Annotated in this window: 18 protein-coding genes; 14 read left to right on the top strand and 4 right to left on the bottom strand. The window is 47.5% G+C overall.

Going from position 1 to position 16,145, the window contains the following annotated elements:
• Nucleotides 1-23: 23 nt before the first annotated feature.
• On the bottom strand, nt 24-998 hold the full coding sequence (locus tag P22_RS18350) for a hypothetical protein (protein ID WP_054261692.1): 975 nt from the start codon (nt 996-998) through the stop codon (nt 24-26).
• Nucleotides 999-1,147: 149 nt separating this feature from the next.
• Here P22_RS18350 and P22_RS18345 point away from each other — a divergent pair, with 149 nt between their 5' ends.
• The 6 genes from P22_RS18345 (at nt 1,148) to P22_RS18320 (ending at nt 4,297) form a co-directional block, all read left to right on the top strand.
• Nucleotides 1,148-2,329: an FtsW/RodA/SpoVE family cell cycle protein gene (locus P22_RS18345; protein WP_054261691.1), complete on the top strand. Its 1,182-nt coding sequence runs from the start codon at nt 1,148-1,150 to the stop codon at nt 2,327-2,329.
• A gap of 123 nt (nt 2,330-2,452) precedes the next feature.
• The gene (locus P22_RS18340; RefSeq protein ID WP_054261690.1) at nt 2,453-2,728 is read left to right on the top strand and encodes a PspC domain-containing protein; all 276 of its coding nucleotides are present in this window, start codon (nt 2,453-2,455) and stop codon (nt 2,726-2,728) included.
• Between the two features lie 17 nt (nt 2,729-2,745).
• Nucleotides 2,746-2,928 carry a hypothetical protein gene (locus P22_RS18335; RefSeq protein ID WP_054261689.1) on the top strand — a complete coding sequence of 61 codons (183 nt, stop codon included), beginning with the start codon at nt 2,746-2,748 and terminating at the stop codon, nt 2,926-2,928.
• Between the two features lie 235 nt (nt 2,929-3,163).
• On the top strand, nt 3,164-3,382 hold the full coding sequence (locus tag P22_RS18330) for a spore coat associated protein CotJA (RefSeq protein WP_054261688.1): 219 nt from the start codon (nt 3,164-3,166) through the stop codon (nt 3,380-3,382).
• Nucleotides 3,383-3,409: 27 nt separating this feature from the next.
• Complete coding sequence (locus P22_RS18325; RefSeq protein WP_054261687.1) at nt 3,410-3,667, top strand: spore coat protein CotJB; 258 nt, start codon at nt 3,410-3,412, stop codon at nt 3,665-3,667.
• A gap of 21 nt (nt 3,668-3,688) precedes the next feature.
• Nucleotides 3,689-4,297, top strand: a complete 609-nt coding sequence (locus P22_RS18320) for a manganese catalase family protein (RefSeq protein WP_054261686.1) — start codon at nt 3,689-3,691, stop codon at nt 4,295-4,297.
• A gap of 132 nt (nt 4,298-4,429) precedes the next feature.
• Here P22_RS18320 and P22_RS18315 read toward each other — a convergent pair whose 3' ends face one another.
• Nucleotides 4,430-4,915 carry a NanQ anomerase/TabA/YiaL family protein gene (locus P22_RS18315; RefSeq protein ID WP_054261685.1) on the bottom strand — a complete coding sequence of 162 codons (486 nt, stop codon included), beginning with the start codon at nt 4,913-4,915 and terminating at the stop codon, nt 4,430-4,432.
• A 389-nt stretch (nt 4,916-5,304) separates the two neighbouring features.
• Here P22_RS18315 and mutY point away from each other — a divergent pair, with 389 nt between their 5' ends.
• Complete coding sequence (mutY, locus tag P22_RS18310) at nt 5,305-6,366, top strand: A/G-specific adenine glycosylase (RefSeq protein ID WP_054261684.1); 1,062 nt, start codon at nt 5,305-5,307, stop codon at nt 6,364-6,366.
• 100 nt (nt 6,367-6,466) lie between these two features.
• On the opposite strand, the gene P22_RS18305 is transcribed toward mutY, so the two are convergent.
• The gene (locus tag P22_RS18305; RefSeq protein WP_054261683.1) at nt 6,467-6,910 is read right to left on the bottom strand and encodes a hypothetical protein; all 444 of its coding nucleotides are present in this window, start codon (nt 6,908-6,910) and stop codon (nt 6,467-6,469) included.
• A gap of 198 nt (nt 6,911-7,108) precedes the next feature.
• On the opposite strand from P22_RS18305, the gene P22_RS20800 reads away from it, so the two are divergent.
• The 4 genes from P22_RS20800 to P22_RS18290 all read left to right on the top strand — a co-directional run bounded on the left by P22_RS20800 (nt 7,109) and on the right by P22_RS18290 (nt 12,843).
• Nucleotides 7,109-7,264, top strand: a complete 156-nt coding sequence (locus P22_RS20800; RefSeq protein WP_156319053.1) for a hypothetical protein — start codon at nt 7,109-7,111, stop codon at nt 7,262-7,264.
• 197 nt (nt 7,265-7,461) lie between these two features.
• Nucleotides 7,462-8,922 (top strand): two-component system sensor histidine kinase NtrB, encoded by a 1,461-nt coding sequence (locus tag P22_RS18300; protein WP_235814719.1) that lies wholly within the window; start codon nt 7,462-7,464, stop codon nt 8,920-8,922.
• Between the two features lie 254 nt (nt 8,923-9,176).
• Nucleotides 9,177-10,772 (top strand): putative polysaccharide biosynthesis protein, encoded by a 1,596-nt coding sequence (locus P22_RS18295; RefSeq protein WP_054261681.1) that lies wholly within the window; start codon nt 9,177-9,179, stop codon nt 10,770-10,772.
• A 91-nt stretch (nt 10,773-10,863) separates the two neighbouring features.
• Entirely contained in the window at nt 10,864-12,843 is a 1,980-nt protein-coding gene (locus P22_RS18290) for a penicillin-binding protein (protein ID WP_054261680.1), read from the top strand.
• An 81-nt stretch (nt 12,844-12,924) separates the two neighbouring features.
• On the opposite strand, the gene P22_RS18285 is transcribed toward P22_RS18290, so the two are convergent.
• Nucleotides 12,925-13,182 (bottom strand): alpha/beta-type small acid-soluble spore protein, encoded by a 258-nt coding sequence (locus tag P22_RS18285; RefSeq protein ID WP_054261679.1) that lies wholly within the window; start codon nt 13,180-13,182, stop codon nt 12,925-12,927.
• Nucleotides 13,183-13,536: 354 nt separating this feature from the next.
• Between P22_RS18285 and P22_RS18280 the strand changes: the two genes are divergently transcribed.
• The 3 genes from P22_RS18280 (at nt 13,537) to P22_RS18270 (ending at nt 16,071) form a co-directional block, all read left to right on the top strand.
• Nucleotides 13,537-13,722, top strand: a complete 186-nt coding sequence (locus P22_RS18280; protein ID WP_054261678.1) for an aspartyl-phosphate phosphatase Spo0E family protein — start codon at nt 13,537-13,539, stop codon at nt 13,720-13,722.
• A 24-nt stretch (nt 13,723-13,746) separates the two neighbouring features.
• Nucleotides 13,747-14,856 carry an alanine racemase gene (alr, locus tag P22_RS18275; RefSeq protein WP_054261677.1) on the top strand — a complete coding sequence of 370 codons (1,110 nt, stop codon included), beginning with the start codon at nt 13,747-13,749 and terminating at the stop codon, nt 14,854-14,856.
• Nucleotides 14,857-15,012: 156 nt separating this feature from the next.
• A complete protein-coding gene (locus P22_RS18270; protein ID WP_172675876.1) occupies nt 15,013-16,071 on the top strand; it encodes an HD-GYP domain-containing protein in 1,059 nt (352 codons plus the stop codon).
• Nucleotides 16,072-16,145 lie beyond the last annotated feature (74 nt).

The following is a 16,145-nucleotide window of genomic DNA, read 5'->3' as shown; positions in this document are numbered from 1 at the left end:
AAAAACCCCGGCAGGGGTTTTTATTATTCCTTCGGTGGCAGCGAAGATTCTGGTAACAGGGCAATATAACCGAGAATCTCTTTTTGCGTGTCCGTGATGGACAGCAGGCGTCCGTTTACCAGATCAATGAGACTTAAATCAGCAAACATATGGCTGGAGGCAATCGCGAATTTGCCGTCGGACAGAATGTGCAGGCAGGAAATGGAGCGACCGATAGGGATGCAGGTACGGATGGTTGCCTGCTGGATATCAAGCAGGGTGATGGAAGAACTCTCTTCATTGACAATATAGGCCGTTCGTCCATCCGGTGATAAGGCCGCCTGCGCCGGATAGGAGGGAGTGCAGCAGTTATTGCCGTAGGGAATGTTTACACAAGCCGACAGGCTGCCGTCGTCTTGGTTTTGACTCATCAAAATAACCCCTTCTTCAGAGCCAGCCGTAGAAGTATAAGGTATAATGAAGTGCCCGTGGCCGTCCAGTGTCAGGCTGGTAGGTATGCCGGGAAGCGCTTTTTCATAAAGCAACCGGCCCTGTTGATCAAAAGCGGCGAAAGTGCCGCTGCCGGCATGTTCCCAGATACTGTACAGCCGTTTTTCGTCAGCCTGCAGTCCGGCACAAAGAGTATTTTTATCGCCGGATTGACCGCAGGCAGTAATAGTAAGGCTTACTAAATCAATGAAGTATAAAGTGGCATCTGCTGCAGCCAAATAGGCGGCTTGACCGCCGGGCTGGAGGGAAAACTGTCTGGGGACAGGAAGTTCCAGGGGAAGCCGGTACAGCGCCGGCTGGCTTATATTGATGACAAACAGGGTGCCCTTGCCACTGGATTCAGCGGGCAGATAGGCTTTGCCGTTGTCTGCGGACAGGGTAAGGGCAATCGGCATGGCCTCCGGTGGATAAGAAAGCTCGGCAGTGATGTTGCCGGAAGGACCGTCGGCAAAGAATACCGTATGAGTCAGCGCATCAATGCCAAGCAACCGATAAGATACTTCTTCCATAAAAATCACCTCATGAAAAAATACCGGCGTGGATGGAGCAGCCCGTTTCTTGATGAGATATTCTATGCAGCTCTAGGTAATTTGGTTATTTGGGTACATGGAAAATTTCTGTTATAATGGAGAAAAGTATTACATTCGGAGGCTTTCACATGGTAAAACTGCCTAAAATTTGGACGGGCCCGGCAGAAGCGGTATTATTTATTACTCTCATTTTATTTATGATCGGTACAGTTAATGTATTTAGCGCCAGTTTTGTTTTGGCAGGGCAATTATTGGATGATAGTTATTTTTTTCTCAAACGTCATCTGATTAGCTTTGCTATCGGTTTTGTGGTCCTGCTGGCCGCATTGGGGCCGGATTACCGCAAACTTAACCGTCTGGCCGGTTTGATGGTGGTAATGACTCTTGGCCTCCTGGCTGCGGTCCATTTCGCCGGAGTGGATGCAAATGGCGCACGGCGGTGGCTTGATTTAGGAATTAAGTTTCAGCCTTCGGAAATAGCCAAACTAACTTCCATTATCGCAGCAGCCAGTTACTTGGGGCCGCATATCGACAAACAAAGGAAAATATCGCTGGTATCGTTTCCGGTCATCTTGGCCGTTATCATGGGGATTCTGATTTTGAAACAGCCGGATATGGGGACTGCCGTTATTGTTGTAGGCTTGTGCCTGATATTGTATTTGCTGGCCGGACTGCCAAGGCAGCAGCGGTATACGCTGTATGCCTGTGGCGCTGTTTTTTTGGTTTACTTTTCTTATGCCGCTTCCTACCGGGCCGACCGGATTATCGCCTGGCTGGACCCGTGGGAGTATCAGCAGGGTATCGGTTATCAGACGGTGCAAGCACTTCTGGCCATCGGTTCGGGGGGGATGGCGGGTACCGGTTTGGGTATGGGAGCCAGTAAATTTTATTATTTGCCGGAGTCCCATACGGACTTTGCCTTTGCCGTCCTCTGTCAGGAAATGGGTTTTATCGGCGCATTTATGGTATTAACGTTGATTGGCTTGCTGGCTTGCTATGGTGGTCAAATTGCCCGGCAGGCGAAAGACGGGTTTGGCAAGATGCTGGCGATTGGTATTACCTTATTAGTTGCCGGGCAGGCTGTGGTGAATATTGCCATGGTTTCCGGGCTGCTGCCGGTAGTCGGTGTTCCTTTGCCTTTTATTAGTTTTGGTGGAACCTCCCTCATTGTAAATATGGCTGCAATCGGCATTTTAATCAATATCGGGCGAAAGACCGCAGCTTTAACCAGCCATCCGGAGGCTGAACCGGACCCTTTGCCGGAGACTAAGAAACGCTTGAAGCTTATTCAGAGAATTAAAGACAACTGATGTTTATTACTAAAATTGCCCGGCCTCTTTCTTGGGGGCCGGGCAATTTTTTGACTAAAAGACCGGCAATGAGGCAATAATGGAATTAGTAGTGACCGGAATTATTGTTCGGGAGGGAATTCTATGTTATGGGTAGTGCGTGTTGGCGCTTATCTTCTCAGCGGACTGACCGTATGGCAGTTTATGCAGAACGGTCCGGGCGGCATGGCGCCATTACACCGGCAGCTGGCCCTTGATCAAAGCCATGCCATGCTTTTGGGTGTGTGTGCAGGGGTCAGTAATTATACGGGAATTGACGTTTCTCTGGTTCGTCTGGTATGGGTGCTGGCAACGTTTTACCGTGGTGCAGGTATTGTCTTATATATTTTGGCATTTCTAATTATGCCGCTGTCTGGTTAAAAGCCGATGTAGAAGGCGTGAAGGCGATAGACGGCGATCTGTTTTTTATCATGAGCAGATCGCCGTTTTTGTGCAGTTATAACGGAGAAGATGCTGCGGTGTGTTTTAAATTAAGAAAAGCTGTTGACGCGGCAGGAGCGGATCGAATTGGCATAAGTGCCACGGAAAAGATTATGGCGGAGTTTGAAAAGTTAAAATAGCTTAAAAAAGAATACCGGCTGTTTAATCAGCCGGTTCCTGCCGGTAAATATTTTGCCGGCGTTTTTTTGCTCTGTATTTTGTTCAATTCAGCTTCGATGTTTGTGTTCGTGACCTTCTTTCAGGCAGCTTACAGGGATAAGCCGTCATCCGGTACGATTGTTCTTCATGCAGGCGTGTCATTTTGGCAAATGTATACATAACATATAGTAGGCTATTAGAAAGGAGGAAAGATATGTGAAGCCAAAATATAAACCTACTTATATGCCTGAATTTGAGGATGAAATGTGTACGAGTGATGATGAGTGCATGGAGGACAAGAAATGCCCACCAATGACATTAGCTCATTCCTATGTGCCCTGGCAGTTCTATGAACGGGCCTTCAGCCCCCGGGAGGCATTGCAAAAGGGAACCTTATTTCCTGAATTGTACGGTGTTTATAGAATTCCGAAATAAAGAAAAAGGCATAGGAGGTGTAGGGTAATGGATTGCGAAGAACAAAGAGAAAAACTTAAAAAAATCCAGGAAATGGAATTTGTGGCCACTGAACTTAACTTATACTTAAATACGCATCCCTGCGATACAGATGCAATCAACGATTATAACTGCGCCGTACAGGCGCTGCGTAAGCTGATTAGAGAATATGAAGAAGAATTCGGACCATTAATGAACTTTGGCATGGGCGGTTTTTCCAGAGAGCCGTGGCAATGGGCACAGGGACCTTGGCCATGGGAAATGTAGGAAAAAGAGAGGAGGAGCGGTATGTGGATTTATGAAAAGAAAATGCAGAACACGATCAAAGTAAGCCGCCCGGATGTATGTTTTGCCAAATTGGTGATTACGCAATATGGCGGTCCGGACGGAGAACTGTCGGCTTCGCTTCGGTATCTAAATCAGCGGTACAGCATGCCAACCGATACAGCAAAAGCGACTCTGACTGATATCGGCACGGAAGAACTGGCCCATATGGAAATGATCGCCGGATTAGTATATAAACTGACTGAGGGTGCCTGCTGTGAAGATTATGAAAAGGCGGGCTGGGGCGGGCAGTTTGTCCAGCATGATAATGGTTTGTTCTGGAGTGATGCCAACGGTGTTCCCTGGTCGGCAAAATATATCGCCTGCCTGGGTGATCCCATCACAGATTTAACGGAAGATATGGCTGCCGAGCAAAAAGCGCGCAGCACATACGAACATTTAATCGCGTGTACTGATGATCCCTGTGTAAAGGAAACGCTACGTTTTTTGTGGCAACGGGAAGTAGTACATTTTCAGCGGTTTGGCGAGACACTTAATACAGTTCAGGAATGGATGTGTAAAAAGACCCATGTCTGGAACGGTCACAAGTTTGAATGTGAATGCGATGATTAGCTTGTGAGTCGGGGAGCCTGACAAGGAGTTGTGCTGTAGCGGGGCGCTGGCAACACAACTCCTTTTTACTGTAGCGGTATTTGGTATTAAAAAGCTGTATGATTGATTACGGTAGCTTCACCGCCTGGCTTCCTAGGCAGGAGCAGACAACAGCCGCATGGCAATCTTTACAACGATTTTACGGACGGTTTCCGGTTGATCACCAGGTGAGCAGTTTGGCCGGTGTACATCCCAGGGGAAATATACGGCGAACATGCCGGCATGGAGTACCAGTTTCAGTTCCGTTTCGGTATGTTTAAAAAAGATGACATCACGTTCCTGGAGGCAATTTTCTATTACCGGTCCGGCTGCGGAAAGTGGTGAAGATACGATCATTTCCGTACCGCGGCATACATACTGGATGTCAAGATACTCTGCGTGAGCCTCCGGACGACGGGCTTCGTAAGATTCGGTACGGTATTCAGAAATGATGGCGAAAATATCGTCGCCTTCAATCTGGGTTTTCCCTAAAGGCAGGCTTTCTAAGTCGTTTGTCAGCAGAAAGGTGAACCCCTTTTGCAAGGCTGCCGGATATAAAGTGACCTCCTGCGTTAAGTTGGATAAGGTTCCTGTAAGCATGTCGTGTTTCCTCCCAGGTGAATATAGCGCATTTTTGTCTATTATTTACATTATACCATATCCGGAGCATAGCCGTTATAAGATTGCAGCCTGCCCGGAAAAATCCGTAAAAAGTATAATAAGCTAAATGAATAGTGCAGTGTACGCCGGAGACCGGAGAAGTATACGCACAAAAAAATTAAGCCGGAGAATGTCCGGCTTGTAAAGTGGGAGAGGAGAAAGTTTAGAAAGTCTCATGCAATACTATTATGGGTATTTTAAAACAAAAATATACCTGTAAACAGAAAAATTTTTAGCTGGCGATTGGTGATGGCTTAGAGCATACAAGAAATATACTAACTATGGTACAATGGATAAGAACACTTTAGCGATAGAAAGAGGAGAATTTAATGACAATTGCTTCTGCCCTGCTTGACTGGTATGATCAAAATGCCCGTGAGCTACCCTGGCGGCGGGATAAAGATCCTTATAAAATATGGGTTTCTGAAATTATGCTGCAGCAAACAAGGGTTGAAGCGGTTAAGGAATATTATGAACGCTGGATTAAGCGCTTTCCCCAGCCGGAGGACCTTGCCCGGGCTGCCGAACAAGAGGTTCTGGGTTACTGGCAGGGCTTGGGTTATTACAGCCGGGCCAGAAATTTACTGTCTGGAGTGAGGGAAGTTTGTGCCGTTTATGGCGGCAAGGTTCCGGACGAAGAAAAGAAGGTACAGGCCCTGCCAGGTATTGGCGAGTACACAGCCGGAGCGATTTTGAGTATAGCGTATAACCAGCGGACGCCGGCAGTTGACGGAAATGTGCTCAGGATTTTCAGCCGGCTTTTTTGTTTGCAAGAGGATATTTTAAAAGCTTCGACGAAACGTCAGGTGTATCTTTTAGTCAAAGAACATATGGATCCGGCACGGCCGGGTGATTTTAATCAGGCCTTGATGGACCTGGGGGCAATGGTATGTGTGCCCAAACGGCCTCGTTGCGGGGAATGTCCGCTGACTTCTTTGTGTGAAGCCTACGCCCGGGATGTACAGGACATATTGCCGCTGAGAACACCCAAAAAAGCGCCTGTGGAAGTAGTACTGGCCGCGGCGCTGCTGGAAAGAAAAGAAGTTTATCTTGTCCGGCAGCGTCCCGATAACGGGCTGCTTGCCGGTATGTGGGAGTTTCCGGCGGTTGAGGTTTTGGCAAACACAACGGCTGAGGATTGCCTTAAAACTTTGCTGCTGAACGAGTTAGGGCTGGAAGTGTCGGTGGGAGAAAGGGAGTATTATTACGTGCATACCTTTAGTCATCGTAAGTGGCATATTTCTTTCTATCGCTGCCGCCAGTTATCCGGGAGGCTCAAGCCGGAACAGGGCAGGTGGTTTCGCTTAGAATCCGGGGAGGAACTTCCCTGGGCCGGGCCGCACCGAAAAGCAGCGGATGCTTTACGATGTGCAATGAAAAACGGATTCTAAAAAACAGCCTGCGTCAAATCCCCGGTACCAAGAGGATCTCGCGCAGGCTGTCTTTATAGATTGAATGATTTTGATGGATTTATGAGCGGTGTCAATTCATTTATATGGATGAAATGCTGGCAACAATACCGGAAAGAAACTGCCAGATTCCATCCGCGCAGTGCAGGAGATAGATAAGAGCGAAGTATACCTGGATAAAAAATATCCCGTTGGCAATCATATCATTAGAATCATTAAGCACTTCTTCTGCCTTGGCCTGCACAACAAGCAAAGCTTCTGCCGCAAATAATAGCGGTGCCATGGCAAATACTACGGATGAAAAAGCGGTGTGGACGGTATAGCAGACATAACCCATCCAGCCTAAATTCATCACGGCTGACAGGGACAGAGCAATTAAATCGGCTTCTTTGGTAACCGCCAGTATTTCATAAGAATCTTCCTCTGCAACCGTACTGTTTTCCATCGTCGGCTGGATAAATTCCAGCACGGTATTCCACAGAATAAAAAAAGAAAATGCAAAGGAAAAGATGCCTAATAGGAACATACAGACAATCCTTTCATTCTTACGTTAAAAATAATGAAATATGTATACCTAAATAATGTTATCATAAATTGCGAAATACATAAATAGATTTAAACATTTTTTACATAAAAAATAATATTTTCTTAACATAAGTATTGATTTTTACGATATATATAGTAACAGGGGAGTTAGATTTCATGCCAGGGAGGGCGTAAAATTATGATTACAAGAATAACGGCAATACAGCGTATTCAAGCGATTGATTTAAAATATCGCGATCAGGCACGGAAAAATAGCCTGAAGAGAAAATCATCCGGTGCATTTAAGGAAGTGCTGGCGGAGACGGATAGTAAAAAAAAGATTGTTAAGCGCTAAGAGAGCCCGGGCGGCTCTTTATTTTGTGTTAAAACAAGGGATATCCAATCTGTAATTGATAAAATTATCATAAAATAGCAGGACGTGTAAATTTATTGGCGAATGAAGATTGTATCTGTATAAAAGAGCGTCGTACGCTACCATGTAAGGAGAGTAAGGTTGCTTGTCGGAAAAAAGGGGGAATCTGATTGCTGCCTGTGGCTATCCATAAGCGTGTTTATATCATAACAGTATGCATTATTACCTTATTAATGATTCTTTTTGCAGTGACAACGATTCGCAGCGTAGAGCAACTTTACAGGGATAAAGAGGCACAGGAATTGATGACGATGGCTGCGGTTCTGGGTCAGCGCTTGCCGCCGTCGGTGGGGAAGGTGCTGAGTACACCGGAATTTTCCATTATGCCTGAGCATGAGCGAAGAGCTGCCCTTGAACGGGATTGTCAGCCGGTGCTTGATGAAATGACAGCAACTCATCCCGGATACAGCATGGGATATTATTTTGATTCTCTAAAAGTGATTGCGGTCGCTCCAGTCCGGTCCAATGTGTCGGGAAGCAATATTTCCTACCCGTCTTTAACGGATTATGTCCCCCGAGTTTTGACAGTACCCTATATTGAGAATGATGAGAGCTGGGACAGGCAGCCGAGGTTTACGCTGACATATCCGCTGCTGGCAGACGGCAACCGGGTGGGTCACGTCTGGGTTTCCGTGAAAATGGAGAACATTGAAAAGCAGGTACGAAGAAATGCCGGCTGGCAGATTGCAGGCGTCTGGATTCTTTGGAGTATTTTGCTGCTTCTCATGCGGAGCATATTTAACAAAATGGATAAAACGCTTGCGTTATTGGCGCAGGAAATTCAGGAAGGCAGCGAACATCCGGACGGTATCAATCAATTTCCGCAGTTGATTCCGGTCCTGAACACGGTGACGGCTTTACGTGCTAATTTACAATCCGAATTGCAGAAAAAGGAAAGAATGGATCAGGAAATCGCCCGCTTGGACCGGATGCAGCTTATTTCACAAATGGCCGCCGGTGTTGCCCATGAAATCCGCAATCCAATGACGGTGGTTATGGGATTTGTGCAAATGATGGCGCAGAAAGCGGAGGAGAAGGCCAAAACGAATTTTGCGATCATCATGGATGAATTGAAACGGGTTAATGAGATTATTTCCGACTTTTTATCACTGGCCCGCAACAAAGATTTTGAGAGGAGAAAACAGCAATTAAATGAGATTATCAGCAGCCTTCATCCTTTGATTTATACCGATACAGTCAAACAAGGCCTTGATTTTGTTTTGCAACTGGAGGAACCCTTGCCGGAGGTTTATGTGGACGGTAAGGAAATTAAGCAGCTGATTTTAAACCTGACGCGCAATGCCATTGAAGCTATGGGTGAAGAAAAGGGAATGCTTATGCTGAAGACGAGCCACAATAAAGGGCAGGTTGAGCTTTGCATATCCGATACCGGCTGCGGTATTTCCCAGGATATGCTGGATAAGGTATTTGATCCCTTTTTTACGACAAAGGCGGAAGGAACCGGTCTTGGTCTGGCCGTATGCAAAAATATTGTTGAACACCATCATGGAACCATGCAAGTCCAATCCATGCAAGGGCAGGGGACTACCTTTCTTATCCGTTTTCCGGCTGCAAAGTAATAAAATAATGGCTTTTTCCGGCAGCTTGCCGAGATAAGTGTTTAAAAAAACGACAAAACAAGGTAAAATATAGTAAGGATGTCCGCTTTGTACTTTGCAGTTCTGTTGTATTTCCAGTGAGGGAAAATGTTATGGCTATGGGTGATTTTGTTGCAGATTGAGATACTATACCTTATTAGGATAAAAGAACGCAGACGTGACCGTAATGATTCAGGGGACTATGTCAGAAAAAGCGAAACGGAGACAGATTATACATGAGCAATGCGTTTTTAAAGGGCACACTGGTACTGACACTGGGTGGTGCGATCGTCAAGATAACGGGTGCGTTAAACTGGATGATTTTGTCGCGGGTGTTGAGTGCCGAGGGTATAGGCATTTATCAGCTGGCTTTCCCTATTTATGTCTTGGCCTTTACCATATCGTCTGCCGGTTTTCCGGTGGCCATATCCATTGTAACTGCGGAAAAACTGGCGAATTATGACTTTAAGGGAGCCAAACGTGTTTTTAAAGTCTCGCTGTCCGTGATGGGGATAACCGGGTTAGTGATGAGTTTGCTGATGTATTTTGGTGCAGACTGGCTGATTAAAACCCAGTTTGTCCGGGATGCCCGGGCGTATCATTCGTTGATTGCCCTGGCGCCGGCCGTTTTTTTTGTTACCCTGCTCTCCAGTTTCCGTGGTTATTTTCAAGGCTGGCAAACTATGACTCCCACTGCAGTGTCACAGATTGTGGAGCAATTGGTACGGGTCGTTACGATGATTGCTTTTGCCAGCATGCTGTTGCCGATGGGGCTGGAGTATGCCGCTGCCGGCGCCACGTTTGGTGCGGCTCCGGGGGCGGTTTTTGCCTTGGGTGTTTTACTGTATTATTATTATAAACTGGAAAAACGTTATCAGGAAAAATTAAAAGAACAGGCTGTTCAGGCCGTGCAGGAAACTAAACGTGCGATTATCCGCCGGATTGTTAAACTGTCGATTCCGGTATCACTGGCACAAATGCTGCTGCCGGTTGTCGCCATTCTTGACTTGTTGGTAGTGCCGCTGCGGTTGGAGGTTGCCGGATTTTCCGTCGAACGCTCCACGGAACTATACGGTTACCTTACCGGCATGGCCCTGCCGTTGGTCAATATGGCTACCATTCTTACCGCTTCCCTGGCGCTGAGCCTGGTACCGGCGGTGTCGGAGGCCGTTGCGTTAGGCGACCGGAATATGGTATACCAGAGGGCAGCTACGGCCATGCGGATTTCGAATTTGATCACCATTCCGTCGTTTATCGGACTCAGCCTGCTGGCTACACCGGTTTCACAGATTTTTTACGGTGCCCCGGAAGCAGGTGAGGCGGTTGCCGTTATGGTGATCGGCATTTTCTTTTTGGGGATGCAGCAGGTGACCACGGGTATATTGCAGGGCCTCAGCCATACCACCATACCACTGGTCAATATGGTGATTTCTCTTTTGGTGAAAGTTGCAATAAACTGGACGCTGGTTGCCATACCGAGCTGGGGGGTTGTCGGCGCGGCCTGGGGTACGGTGGCGGACTATGCGGTAGCAGCCCTGCTGAATCTTTATTTCGTTAAACGCTATACCGGGTTTGCCATCGATATTGTTGAAACGGCTAAAATGTTGCTGGCCGGTATTGCCATGGGGGGCGTGATTCACATACTTTTTGGTCTGCTGACCGGGTTTAATGTGTTTTTTGCCACGATTGCCGCCATTGCTGCCGGCGGTGTGACTTATGCTGTTATTTTGGTATTAACCGGAGGCGTGGTGGAACAGGACTTACGGGACATACCTTATGTTGGGGCCTGGCTGGCCAAATTTTTCGCGGTTAGGAACTGGCTTAACAAATAAAAGTTTGCTTACTGCTTAGCACAAGTACACTGCATACAGGCAGTGTACTTGTTTACTGATTGATCGTGCCAAGAAAGGAGCCGGGTTAAGTATGAGAATTCGGCAAAGGTCGCAAACAGCGGCGCCGATGGTACAGCGTCGGATTGCCATATTGTTAACAGTGGTGCTTTTTGTTGTGATCGCTCTGGCTGGACGTATTGCCTGGGTACAGTTTGTCGATGGTAAGGATATGGTCATGCGGGTACGCAACCAGTTGATGGATAATAAAGTGCTGCAGTCACCGCGCGGGACGATTTATGACCGTAACGGGCGGGAGTTAGCTCTGAGTTCCCTGACGAAATCGTTATATGCCGATCCGGCACAAATTAAACCGGATAAGGAAACGGTTGCCGGTCTATTGGCCCCCGTCCTCGGTATGAATGCCGATACTTTAAGTGAGCGTATGGGGCTGGAGGGGCATTTCGTCTGGCTGAAACGCATGCTGGACCCTGAGGTTTCTCAGAAGGTAATAGAGATCATTAAGGCGCATGATCTGAAAGGACTTAATTTTATCGAGGAAAGTAAGCGCTTTTATCCCAATGACGGTTTGGCGGCACATATTTTGGGTTTTGTCGGTACCGATGATGTGGGACTGGAAGGCTTGGAACTGGTATTGGACAAAGACATTAAGGGTACGTTATCGGAGCAGGCAATTGAGACGGATAGCCGGGGTATTCCCATATTTCAATCTATTTTTAATTTTTTGCCGCGCAAAGAGGGGAAAAACGTTCAGCTTACCATTGACAGCACTATTCAGTTCATTGTTGAACAAAGCCTGGACAAAGTTATGGCTAACAGCCATGCATCGGCAGCTACGGCTATTGTCATGAATCCGCGTACCGGCGAAATTTTAGCCATGGCCAACAAGCCCGGGTATAATCCGAATCATTTTGAGATGTTTAGTGAAAAGCAGTGGAAAAACCGTGCGGTTTCCATTGTTTATGAACCGGGGTCGACCTTTAAAAGCATCGTTGCCGCCGCAGCGCTGCAGGAAGGGCTGGTAACGCCGGAAGAACGGTTTAGCGATACGGGATTTGTAGAAGTGTCCGGACGCCGGATACAAAACTGGAGTGGAGAAAGCTACGGAAATATCTCCTTTACCGATATCATCAAGAATTCCATCAATACCGGCTTTGTCCAGATCGGTATGCGTGTGGGCGCTGTTAAGCTGAATGATTATGTGCGTAATTTTGGGTTCGGTAAGCCGACAGGCATTGAACTTCCCGGGGAGGAGCAGGGGATATTGTTTGATCCGCATAACATGCGTGATTCGGATCTGGCTACCATGTCCATCGGGCAGAGTATCGCTGTTACGCCGCTGCAATTGATTACCGCCGTGTCGGCGATAGCCAATGACGGAGTGCTGTTGAAGCCTAAAATTATAAAAGAGGTGCTGAATGCCGACGGCTCGGTGTTCAGCGCGTCGCCAACCGAGGTAGTGCGTCAGGTAATCCGTTCCGATACAGCCCATACACTGGTCGGTTTGATGGAAAAAGTGGTATCGGAAGGAGGCGGGAAAAAAGCGGCGGTTGCCGGTTACCGGTTTGCCGGCAAAACGGGGACGGCTGAAAAATTGAATGAACATGGCGGTGGATATGAAACCGGGCATTATATTGCCTCGTTTATTGGCTTCGGACCGGTAGAAGATCCGCAAATTACGGTCTTAATTGTAATTGATGATCCGGATGGCATGTATTATGGCGGTGAAATTGCCGCGCCGGTCTTTAGTGAAATTGCTTCACAGATTATGCGTTACTTGAATATTCCGCCGTCGGTTAATACTATACCTGCTGCGCCGCAGGCAACAGCCAATCCGCCTGTGCAGTCTATGCCGTCAGTTACGCCTTCAGCGGGGCAAATCCTGGTCCCCAACCTGGTTGGGCGTACCGTCCGGGAAGCAGCTGATATTTTGCATCAGGCCGGTTTAGCCATGTTTCCGGTAGGTACGGGTGTTGCGGTAAGTCAAAGCATTCCTCCCCATACCGCAGTAGCTGCCGACAGTCAAGTTACGGTGTATTTTGAGTCGAGGTAAAGCATACCAGGTGATTTGCCCGGAGAGGCCGGGAAAATCATAACAGGGCGGTTAAAAACCGCCCTGCAGCTGTTGTGCATATTATCCGTTGATGTTTGATTGAGAGGTTAATGTGCCGCTGGTAGCACCGGCAGTGCTGCCGCTCAGACCGGATTCATACTGTTCAATCATTCTGCGAACCATGTGACCGCCTACCCGTCCGCAGTCAGCGGAAGTCATGGTAGACCATCCCTGCGAACGGACTCTATCAGCTATACCAAGCTCGGAAGCTATTTCCAACTTCATGCGGTCCAAAGCATTTTCTGCGCCTGGATTAACCGGTTTATTGCTGCGTGCCATAATTATCACCTCCTTGATTGGTTAGTGATGTTATTATCAACAAAATTGCCGCAGGTTATCCCGGAATAGCGGCGTTAAATAGTGGCAGTACTAGCATATCGCGCCAATGAAAACAAAACTATTTTTGTATTTTCGGTTTGGCTGTCAGGAAACAGGCCGCGCAGACTGATGCCGGTTGCTGAACGACAAAGTGGAAATATCCGATAAAATTTGCTATTGAACAGTATCTGATCACAAGTTATAATGAGGTATATTATGGAAGTTATCCTGCTGAGCATACTTCAGCAGTTCCGAAATCTGACAGCTCATCCATGCACAGGAGGGCTGTTTTGCCGTAATGAGAAGGAGGCGTAAATGTCTGATTTAAAACCGCAGCAGCAGGCTATTGAAAGTGCCCGCTTACGCTTGCATAAACTTGTCGCCGAAAAAGGCGGGAGACTATCTGATCCGGAAGTAGCCGAACTCAGTGCTTATCTGGATAAACTGATTGTAGAATATGAACGCAGTAAACGGGAGAGGGCAGTAAACAGTAATAAATGAAAGATCGGTTAAGGGGGGAAGACGATGATTACTCGTCCGGTATGGGCTGAAATTAATCTTTCAGCCATTAGACATAATATCAGGGAAATTAAGAGCCTCTTACGCACAACAACAAAGTTTTGTGCGGTGGTGAAGGCCGATGGCTATGGGCATGGGGCGATTCCGGTGGCGCGGGCCGCATTGCAGGAGGGAGCGGATTATCTGGCGGTGGCGCTGATGAACGAAGCGCTGGAACTAAGACAGGCCGGGATTACGGTTCCTATTCTGATTTTGGGATATACGCCGCCGGAGCAGGCCCGTTTGACAGTTGCCTATGATATTACACAAACAGTATACACACCGGCGATGGTCCGTGCGTTGTCGCAGGCGGCAACCGCCGAGGGGAAGAAAGCCAAGGTTCATATTAAGGTTGATACCGGCATGGGGCGTATTGGGGTCAAACCGGAGGAAGCAGTGGATTTGGCCGTGTTTATCAATTCCTGTCCGGGAATAGAACTGGAGGGAATTTTCTCTCATTTTGCAGCTGCCGACAGCCGGGACAAAACGTATACCAGACGGCAATTTGCTCAGTTCGAGCAGGTTTTGGCGGATATGGACAAAAAAGGAATGGTGATTCCCATCCGTCACATTGCCAACAGTGCCGCTATTTTAGATTTGCCGGATATGCAGTTGGATATGGTCCGGGCGGGTATTATTTTATACGGGTTGCTGCCGTCGGAGGAAGTACAGCCGGTCATTACCCTTGAACCAGCCATGCAGTTTAAGGCCAGAATCAGCCACATAAAAAAGGTAGCTTCCGGTGTGGCGATAAGTTATGGCTGTACCTATGTCACAGAACGGCCCGGTGTAATTGCGACATTGCCGGTTGGTTATGCGGATGGCTGGACAAGGTTAATGGCCGGCAAGGCCAGCGTGTTTCTGCACAGAAAGCGGGCACCGCTGGTAGGCCGGGTATGCATGGATCAATGTATGATTGATGTAACTGACATCCCGGAGACGGCTCCGGGTGATGAAGTGCTATTATTTGGCGGACCGGACCTGCCGGTTGAAGAAGTGGCCGCCCATATGGGAACCATTAATTATGAAGTGGTCTGCATGGTGAGTAAGCGGGTGCCGCGACAATATAAGAAATAAGCAAAAAACTCTTTCTTCCAAGCCGGAGAGGGAGTTTTTGCATTTTGCTGAAAAAATATCAAGGAGATTGCCCGGACGTGCAGGATTAAAGATAATGCAAGCTTAATAATACCGTTGAAGATGGACAGTACCGGATTTACGGCGGGGGTGAAAGGCATGCCTTTGAATCAATGTCTGCTCAGAGTGGAGGAACTTAGGTACGGAATGATTGTTGCTCAGCCGGTTGTTGCTGCATCAGGTAAAGTGTTATTGAAACAGGGTGCTTTTCTTACGGAACGGTTGATTAGAAAAATTGCCCATTGGCAGGTGGAATATGTAAGTATTGTGCTGCCATATCATGTCTGTTCGGCGCAGTTTACAAGAATGTATAAAGATACACTGCACTCCATAGCAGCCACTTTTGAGAAGGTTAGAACCTTTAAGGAAGTGCCGCTGGCGGATTGCAGGGAATTAATTGACAATTATGTTGAACTGCTGGTCAATATTGTGGGGGTCGTTGACCGGCTGTATAAGGTGAAAGCTCATAGCGAATATACATTCCGGCATTCGCTCAATGTGGCTATTCTTTCCGGTGTTCTTGGCAAGTGGCTGGGTTTTAAAGGCAGCGATATGAAAGATATTATTTTGGCCGGGCTGCTGCATGACATCGGCAAGGCATTTATCCCGCGGGGGATTTTGAATAAGCCGGACCGTTTGACTCCGGAAGAAATGGCTCTTGTCCGGAAACATCCGGTTTACGGATATCACATGCTGGCTGAAAATGGTGAAATTCCGGAGCCGGTTAAACTGGCCGTGCTGCAGCATCATGAACGGGAGGACGGTAGCGGCTATCCGTCAGCACTGAGGGATGAAAAAATACACGGTTATGCAAAAATTGTAGCTTTGGCCGATGTGTATGATGCCATGAGCAGTGAACGGGTTTACCGGGCTAAAATGCCGCCTTTTGTTGTTGTTGATACCATTCTTGACGAGATGCAGGAAAAATTGAATACACAGATCTGCATTACTTTTCTTGCCAATATCAGCAGGTTTTTTGTAGGCAGTTCCGTTCTTTTAAGCAACGGCAGTAAGGCAACCATTGTAAAATTAAATGATGTACTGCGGATGAGACCGGTCGTACAGCTGGAAAACGGCGAGGTGCTGAATCTGGCCGACGAGAGAAAAATTGAAGTTGTGTCCGTCTTGGACGAAATATTCACTGCGGCGATGAGTTAGCAAGAAGACAGGAGCATATTGGCAGAACGGGCGGCATGCATTCATGCCGAACTTTTATTCTGCAGCCGGAGCTA

It is taken from the genome of Propionispora sp. 2/2-37 (assembly GCF_001298735.1).
Taxonomy (GTDB): Bacteria; Bacillota; Negativicutes; order Propionisporales; family Propionisporaceae; genus Propionispora.
Note: the sequence above shows the minus strand (reverse complement) of the source record. Positions and strands in the feature narration are given on the sequence as shown.

What these genes read in the sequence shown, in the direction of transcription:
- P22_RS18285 (WP_054261679.1), bottom strand. Translation starts at nt 13,182, where the DNA reads ATGGCACGCAGCAATAAACCGGTTAATCCAGGCGCAGAAAATGCTTTG.
- P22_RS18325 (WP_054261687.1), top strand. Translation starts at nt 3,410, where the DNA reads ATGGATTGCGAAGAACAAAGAGAAAAACTTAAAAAAATCCAGGAAATG.
- P22_RS18345 (WP_054261691.1), top strand. Translation starts at nt 1,148, where the DNA reads ATGGTAAAACTGCCTAAAATTTGGACGGGCCCGGCAGAAGCGGTATTA.
- P22_RS18315 (WP_054261685.1), bottom strand. Translation starts at nt 4,915, where the DNA reads ATGCTTACAGGAACCTTATCCAACTTAACGCAGGAGGTCACTTTATAT.
- P22_RS18305 (WP_054261683.1), bottom strand. Translation starts at nt 6,910, where the DNA reads ATGTTCCTATTAGGCATCTTTTCCTTTGCATTTTCTTTTTTTATTCTG.
- P22_RS18290 (WP_054261680.1), top strand. Translation starts at nt 10,864, where the DNA reads ATGAGAATTCGGCAAAGGTCGCAAACAGCGGCGCCGATGGTACAGCGT.
- P22_RS20800 (WP_156319053.1), top strand. Translation starts at nt 7,109, where the DNA reads ATGATTACAAGAATAACGGCAATACAGCGTATTCAAGCGATTGATTTA.
- P22_RS18340 (WP_054261690.1), top strand. Translation starts at nt 2,453, where the DNA reads ATGTTATGGGTAGTGCGTGTTGGCGCTTATCTTCTCAGCGGACTGACC.
- mutY (WP_054261684.1), top strand. Translation starts at nt 5,305, where the DNA reads ATGACAATTGCTTCTGCCCTGCTTGACTGGTATGATCAAAATGCCCGT.
- P22_RS18350 (WP_054261692.1), bottom strand. Translation starts at nt 998, where the DNA reads ATGGAAGAAGTATCTTATCGGTTGCTTGGCATTGATGCGCTGACTCAT.
- P22_RS18320 (WP_054261686.1), top strand. Translation starts at nt 3,689, where the DNA reads ATGTGGATTTATGAAAAGAAAATGCAGAACACGATCAAAGTAAGCCGC.
- P22_RS18270 (WP_172675876.1), top strand. Translation starts at nt 15,013, where the DNA reads ATGCCTTTGAATCAATGTCTGCTCAGAGTGGAGGAACTTAGGTACGGA.
- P22_RS18295 (WP_054261681.1), top strand. Translation starts at nt 9,177, where the DNA reads ATGAGCAATGCGTTTTTAAAGGGCACACTGGTACTGACACTGGGTGGT.
- alr (WP_054261677.1), top strand. Translation starts at nt 13,747, where the DNA reads ATGATTACTCGTCCGGTATGGGCTGAAATTAATCTTTCAGCCATTAGA.
- P22_RS18280 (WP_054261678.1), top strand. Translation starts at nt 13,537, where the DNA reads ATGTCTGATTTAAAACCGCAGCAGCAGGCTATTGAAAGTGCCCGCTTA.